This window comes from Mycobacterium sp. (genome assembly GCF_032162105.1).
GTDB lineage: Bacteria > Actinomycetota > Actinomycetes > Mycobacteriales > Mycobacteriaceae > Mycobacterium.
Genome location: NZ_JAVRPS010000652.1, coordinates 1 through 6,715, shown reverse-complemented (window position 1 = coordinate 6,715; position 6,715 = coordinate 1). Strand labels below are relative to the sequence as shown.

Annotated in this window: 7 protein-coding genes and 1 tRNA gene; 4 read left to right on the top strand and 4 right to left on the bottom strand. The window is 64.6% G+C overall.

The genetic code is table 11. From position 1 onward, the window contains the following. The 3 genes from QOC69_RS32830 to QOC69_RS32820 all read right to left on the bottom strand — a co-directional run. Window positions 1–406 (bottom strand): YncE family protein (locus QOC69_RS32830; RefSeq protein ID WP_526446666.1); only part of this gene is annotated, 406 nt, incomplete at its 3' end. A 449-nt stretch (window positions 407–855) separates the two neighbouring features. Then, window positions 856–929, bottom strand: a tRNA-Leu gene (locus tag QOC69_RS32825). Between the two features lie 206 nt (window positions 930–1,135). Further along, entirely contained in the window at window positions 1,136–1,423 is a 288-nt protein-coding gene (locus QOC69_RS32820) for a hypothetical protein (protein ID WP_526446665.1), read from the bottom strand. 402 nt (window positions 1,424–1,825) lie between these two features. Between QOC69_RS32820 and QOC69_RS32815 the strand changes: the two genes are divergently transcribed. Further along, complete coding sequence (locus QOC69_RS32815) at window positions 1,826–2,614, top strand: SDR family NAD(P)-dependent oxidoreductase (RefSeq protein WP_526446664.1); 789 nt, start codon at window positions 1,826–1,828, stop codon at window positions 2,612–2,614. A gap of 77 nt (window positions 2,615–2,691) precedes the next feature. On the opposite strand, the gene tnpA is transcribed toward QOC69_RS32815, so the two are convergent. Then, window positions 2,692–3,108, bottom strand: coding sequence for an IS200/IS605 family transposase (gene tnpA, locus QOC69_RS32810; RefSeq protein ID WP_526446667.1), 417 nt, complete (start codon window positions 3,106–3,108; stop codon window positions 2,692–2,694). Between the two features lie 115 nt (window positions 3,109–3,223). Between tnpA and QOC69_RS32805 the strand changes: the two genes are divergently transcribed. The 3 genes from QOC69_RS32805 (at window position 3,224) to QOC69_RS32795 (ending at window position 6,194) form a co-directional block, all read left to right on the top strand. Beyond that, a complete protein-coding gene (locus QOC69_RS32805) occupies window positions 3,224–4,792 on the top strand; it encodes a zinc ribbon domain-containing protein (protein ID WP_526446663.1) in 1,569 nt (522 codons plus the stop codon). A gap of 111 nt (window positions 4,793–4,903) precedes the next feature. Further along, window positions 4,904–5,812, top strand: coding sequence for an NAD(P)-dependent oxidoreductase (locus QOC69_RS32800; RefSeq protein ID WP_526446662.1), 909 nt, complete (start codon window positions 4,904–4,906; stop codon window positions 5,810–5,812). A gap of 160 nt (window positions 5,813–5,972) precedes the next feature. Further along, window positions 5,973–6,194 (top strand): hypothetical protein, encoded by a 222-nt coding sequence (locus tag QOC69_RS32795; protein WP_526446661.1) that lies wholly within the window; start codon window positions 5,973–5,975, stop codon window positions 6,192–6,194. The last annotated feature ends 521 nt before the right edge of the window (window positions 6,195–6,715 follow it).

Genomic DNA, 6,715 nt, shown 5'->3' with positions numbered 1-6,715 from the left:
AGGTGGGTTTGTCGATGACTGCGACGGCTCCAGAGTCTGCTTCCGTAGCAAAGACATATGAGCCGCTGAAGGCAATCCCATTGCCGCTCGCTATCTGGGGTACAACCGCTTCGATAGCGTTGCTGGTCGTGTTGATGACCACAAGGTTATTGTCCGGACTTTGGGCAACATAAGCAGCGTGTGCCCCCGGGTCGACGACAATCTCGTCGCCGTGGCCTCCGGCACCGGGGAGCGCGATGGTTTGCTGGGTGGCGATGTTTACCTTCGGGGCGGGCGCTTTGGTGGTGAGCGCCGCTGGGGAAGCGGTGGGCGTGGCACAGCTGACTGTGAGGACAGCGGCAGCGATCGGCACCACCCCTGCAATGGGTTTGAACATAAATATGAGGCCTTTCGCTTTGTCGAGCACCGCGTATCGCATAGGCGCGAATGCGGAATTCCCAACCCGCTCGAGCGCCCGGACCGCAAGTCACAGCCGCAAGGCGCGCCATAGTCGGGATATTGGATCCTGACTACTGCATACCGTATCCGAGACGGTCCTGTGACGCAAGACACAAAGTGGTCCGGCCGCACAGCAGCGCGGGACGCACGGCGCGCTCGCGGGCAGTCCATAGGTCGGCCAAAGGCGCTGGATGCTTCTAAAGCGGCTCTGGCGCAGAGGATGCACACCAACGGCGAGCCAGCAAGCCCCTCTCGACACAAGGGAGGCGGTCCCGGATATCTCCGAAACCGCCGCTGACCTGTCCTTTAACCGGTCGGGCTGACGGTCGGGCCGACGGAATTTGAACCTGCGACCACTTGACCCCCAGTCGGACATCGACTGAATTGAGCTGTCTCGCAAAGGTTCTTGACTCAGTGTGCCCCCACTGGGACTCGAACCCAGACTGTGCGGATTTTAAGTCCGCTGCCTCTGCCAATTGGGCTATGGGGGCTTCGCAGTTCAGAGCTACTTTAGGCCGATTCAGACTCGTTCGACGGTCCCCGAGCCCCGCAGTGATACATACCGGGTGGGCGTCCACGGGACAAATTCACGTGTCGGCAGCGACTGACTACCGCACAACGAAGCGGCGGATCTGGCACACCGACCGTGCATATCCGAGACCTATTGCCGCGCAACAAGCGTTGAGCGCCCGAGGAGCTACTTGTCGTCCGAGTCCGACGCTGGCTTCGCGTCGGTTCCAGCATCGTTGTTCACGCCAGTGCCGTCCTTCACTCCGTCGTGCTTCTCGACCGCGGCAGCCACCTTCTCGACGGTCCCGTCGACCTCCTTCGGCGCGCCCTTGACCGGGGTGGCGTCAACGGCCTTCTTCGGCAGGGCTGCCGGTTCAGGTACATCGCGCGAAATGTCGCTCGACGGCGAGACATCGGTTACGGCAGGCGCTTTCAGTGGATCCTGCGGTTCTCCGTCGGCGCCGGTGGCCACCACGTCGGTCTCACCGGTCGCCTCGTCCTGCGGCGCGGAGACCGCGGCGTCGGTGACGACACTCGATGCCGCGCCGAGGCTGAACGTCCGGCCGACTGCGAGGGTGCGTAGCCCGGGGATATCCGCCGCGGTGGCGGGCGGTGGCTCCGTCGCCAGCGCCGTTGTGATCCCCAGCTGTGCGGACTCGATCCCGGAGACGATGGCTCCGGCACCGGCACCGAGGGCGACGATGAAGTTCCTCGTTCCGTCGACGGCGGCGTTGATGATGATGTTGCCGAGGTTGCGGGTGAGGATGGCACCGATGAGTCCTGCGGCGCTCCGCCCAATACAGAGTCCCAGTCGGATTCGAACCCGGGCAATATATTTGTCGAACCACGGGGACCCGTTCCTGCAAGGAGGCAGTCAATGTCCCGTCCCGAGTACCCGGCAACCGCGTTTCCGCAGCAACCCACCGCCATCGTTACCGGTGGGGCTTCCCGCCGCGGCATCGGTCGCGCGATCGCCCACCGCCTCGCTCGAGACAACTGGGCCGTAGCGATCTTCGACCTGGATGCCGCTGCATCCCGGGCCGTAGCTGAGGAGGTGGCGTGTGAGCACGAAGTCCCGACAATGGGGCTCGGAGTGGACATCGCGGATGAAGGCGCGGTTGACGCCGCCGTCGCCACGGTGGTCGACTCGCTCCCACAGCTGGTCGGCCTGGTCAACAACGCGGGCATCAGCTCACCCGTTCCCTTTCTCGAGGTCACCACTGCCGAGTGGAAACACGTCTTCGACGTCAACGTCAACGGAACGTTCTACGTCACGCGGGCCGCGGTGCGGGTGATGGCGGCGAACCGACTGGGACGCATCGTGAACATCTCCTCCGCCTCGGCTGAACGCGGTGGCGGTGTGTACGGCCGGGCCGCATACTCCGGTTCTAAGGCGGCACTGCTCGGCATCGCACGCACCCTCGCACGTGAGCTCGGCCCCTACGGCATCACGGCCAACTCCGTGGCGCCGGGATCGATCGACACCGACATCATGGGCGGTCGGCTTACCGACGAACGCATCACCTTCATGCTTAAAGAGCTTCCGGTAGGGCGAATCGGAACCGTCGACGACGTGGCCGGGGTCGTCAACTTCCTGCTCGGACCGGAAGGCGGCTACCTGACCGGGGTCACCTACGACGTCAACGGCGGATCCCACATCGCCTGACTGATTTGTTGGGCGCTGGCCTCGGACTTCAGTGCGGGGTTAGCTCATCCTGTGTGTCGCTGGGCGGAGCCCGGCGTTCAGGGTGGGCGTGCTTGTCCGTCGATGTGTTGCTTGATGATGGACAGCGGTGCACCACCACAGGAGACGGCGAAGTAGGACGGCGACCAGGGGTGTCCGCGCATGCGGGCGCGGACACCGACGCCGGTGTGTTCGCGGCGCACTGCGTAGGCGGTGCGACCTTTGAGCCGCTGCGCCAAAGCAGAGATCGCCAAGGTGGGCGGATAGGCGACGAGCAGGTGCACGTGGTCGGCTTCGCCGTTGAACTGGACCAACTCGGCGTCGAGGTCGGCGACGCAGACGCCGTGCATGGTCTTCTCGGTGAAGATGAGCATCGCATCGGTGAATACCGGGCGCCGGTATTTCGTCACGAACACCAGGTGTGCGTGCAGCAGCGACACGCTGTGTCGGGCGCGGCGGTAGGTCGTTGTTGTCAGTGCTCACCCCTACGGTTGTGGTGTGGGTAAGTCCTACCGGATGGCACCGACACCGGCCGGGGAGCCGGTGCGGAAGCCTCGTACGCGTAAGCGTCCGAGGGGCGCGCCCACGCATGTGCGGTCTTGGCCGCTGCGGCCGGCCGCGGCGCAGTGCCGGGTGGTGGCGATTCGGTTCTTTACCGGGGTGCGGGTGTATAACGCGGTGCTGGGCGAGTTCATCGGCCGTAGCCGCGCTGTGAAGGACGATCCAGCCTGGCAGACTGCGCGAGGATGGCCGCGTAGCAGCAAACAGGAACGGGCCGTCCGGGCGGCGGCGTTCCGCGCGGTCGAGCAGGCGCACGGGTTCACTGCGGATGCGGCGCAGTCGTTCGCATCGTCATTGCGGAAATCTTGGGTGCGTGAACATTTACCGGCCCAAGAGACCCAGAACCTGGGGGCGCGTGCGTTCGATGCGGTCCGCCAGTGGCATGTGGGCAACGGAGGCAGGCCGCGGTTCAAGTCGACCACGCGTGGGTTGCAATCGTTGTCGGCCAAAGACGGCAATGGTGCGTTGCGACCCAAGACTGATGCGGCGGCTCGGCTGGTCGGGTTGCAGTGGGGCGCCGGGTTCGTCATCCCGATCGCCGAGGCGGCCAGGTCGGGGCGCCGCGGTGGGGAGCAGCAAGCCGAGTTGGCTGAGATTGAGGGGTTGATCGCGGCCGGGAAAGTGTTGTCGACCCGGATTGTGCGCACGGTGATCAACGGTCGCGACTCCTATCGCATGCAACTCGTCATGGATGGTCACCCGGTGCGGCGCCATCCGGTGGGTGAGGGCCGGGTGTCGTTCGACCTGGGTCCGTCTGCGATCGCGGTGGCCGTGCAACATGGTGATGGGTCCTGGTCAGGGTGGGTGGAGCCGTTGGCCGCTGCGATCCGCCTGAATACTGTGCGGTTGCGGCGGGTGCAGCGGCGGCTGGATCGGCAGCACCGGGCCGGATCGGCCGCCTGCTTCCATCACGACGGCACCCATGAATCTGGGCGGTGTGAGTGGCAACGCTCGCACGCAGCCATGCGAACCGCGATCGGGGTGGTCGAGTTGCATCGCCGGCTGGCCGAGCACCGCAAAACCTTGCACGGGGCGCTGGCCAACCGGCTGTTGAGCCACGGCGCCGATACCGCCTGCGAGAGACTCGATTACGTTTCGTGGCAGAAGAACTTTCCGCGCAGCGTGCGCGACCGGGCACCCGGGTTACTGGTAGAGATGATGCGCCGCAAGGCTGAAAGCGCCGGCGGGCAGCGTCTCTACGAGTACAACCCCAACACCACGGCCTTGTCGCAAACCTGCCTGTGCGGGAACCGGGAGAAAAAGCCGCTCTCGCAACGGGTTCACCGCTGCGGGTGCGGTATCACCGAAGATCGGGACCTGTTCTCGGCCTACCTCGGGCTGCACGTCCGAGCTGGCGTAGACGGGTCTGATCGGCTGGACTTGCAGGCAGCCCACCGGGGCTGGCTGCACCGTCAGGACGTCGACGGGTCGCCGAAGTCCAGCCGTCATGCTTCATCGAAGCGGCGAGGCCGCAGACATCCGCCCTCGCGGAGGTCGGTGGCGCGCATCAACGCCCGGCGTACAGCCAAGGCCGCGATGCGACAGAGCCGCTCGGCGCGAACCTCCACTACCGACCAGCCCACGGCGATAGCCGCGTGAGCGCCTATCGAGACAGCCGGTCAGCACGAGGAATCCGCAATTCATTGCGGAGAGGACGTCAACGCACGATCTCAGCGCCCCGCAGTACACCACGAGACTGAAGGAGCAACGATGCCATCGGCCGTTAACCTGGACCCCGCGACCATCGACCTACCCACGGTTGCGGTGATCGGTTTGGGGCCGATGGGCGCACCGATCGCCCGCAATCTCATCTCCGCTGGGTTCGACGTCGCAGTATGGAACCGGACACGGTCGGTGGCCCTATCCTTCGAGCCCACAGCTCGCATTCCAGAACGGCTTGAGGACCTTGATTCCAGGGTCATCCTCTCGGTTCTGCCCGATGTCGATCAGCTGGAATTGCTCGCCTCGGACGCCGTCCTGAGAGCATGGGCGGCGGCGGGCACGGATCGCATCCTGATCATGAGCACGACCTCTCCGGAAAAGGTCAAGCGCTTTGCCGCTGCCATAGCTCCATACGGGATTGCCGTCATCGATGCGCCGATGAGCGGTGGAGACAAGGGCGCCCAAGAGGGCACGTTGAGCGTCATGGTTGGGTGTTCGGCCGAAGAGTTCGCCCTGATCGCGCCGATCCTCAAAGCCGTCGCCCGGACGATCGAGCGGATGGGAGACGTCGGCGCCGGTTCGGTCGCGAAGCTGTGCAACCAGATGATCGTCGCATCCACGTTGACGGCGATCGCGGAATCATTATCCCTCGCAAGGACATACGGACTTGACCTCGAGCGTCTCGTTCGCATCCTCCAGGGTGGGCTTGCCAGCAGCGCCGTGCTCGCCCAGAAGAGTGACAAGTTTCTCGAGCGCACGTACGACGTCGGCGGCAGCGCAAAGAATCAGCTCAAGGACCTCAAGTACGCCCAAAGCGCGGCGGACGCTGTTGGCGCCCGCGCTGACGTATTGGCCGTGGTGGAAAGGCTATTCGCTGAAGTGGTTCACGAAGGGCTAGGCGACGCGGATCACACGGTCGTGCAGGAGTTGTTCTTGCGTTCGGGGGATGACATGTGAGCCGGGCCGGACTTGAACCGACACTGTTCGGATCTTATTCCGCGATTTCAACGAGCGTGGAACTACATCCATTGTTCCACAGTATCTTTCAGTAACAGAGGTCAGATGCGTAGTGTGAGCGGGAACATTTCGGGAACACTGTCGTCGCGCTAAAGCCAACTTGAACGCCACGATCTCCGACTGCTGCGCCACGCGTGAGACGCGATGGCTGACCTTCGCCGAGCGGGTGGCCGGCTACGCCGAGCCCGACGGCGTTCCCGCCGTGCGGTTTGCCTACTCGCTGCTGAAGGGGCCGTTGGGCGGTCAGCTCCTTGCCGCTGAACTCGAGACGGCACCCGACGAGGCGCGCATGCCGCTGTTCGAGCTCGCGGGTTGGGCCTGACCGGCTGCCGAACCTGTCGGACCACGGGTTGCACTGAACCTCGTCCGCGTGGCGCAGCTGATTGCGAGATGTGCGGTCGGCGTCTATCTGTTGTGGCGCAGCGGTTTTGGGCTGGCGACAATCGGGCTGTGCGTACCGGTTTTCCATCGGAAGTGATGGAGGGCAACGCTTTGCCGCGCTAACGCCGGCGCGGCCTCCGCTCGGCCAACTGCCGGCCACGCCCCTTAGGCGCCTCAGCAGTCCGGATGCCGTGCCCCCAGTCGGACTCGAACCGACACTGTGCGGATTTTAAGAACGGGCGAGCCGCCTTCGACGACTAGGCGATATAGTTCGCGGGAACACGCATATCAACTGCAAGACAACGATTCTGGGCGTTGCCGGTACGGAGACGGTTCGGTCTCGCGTCGCCCTAGAATCGCCCCCGGCCGCCGCGACGGCGCCGCGACGAGATCGACCTGGACTGAGATCCCTGAACCAACCCGCTCGCCCGCATCTAAGCCGCCGTCGCGGAAGTGAAAGTG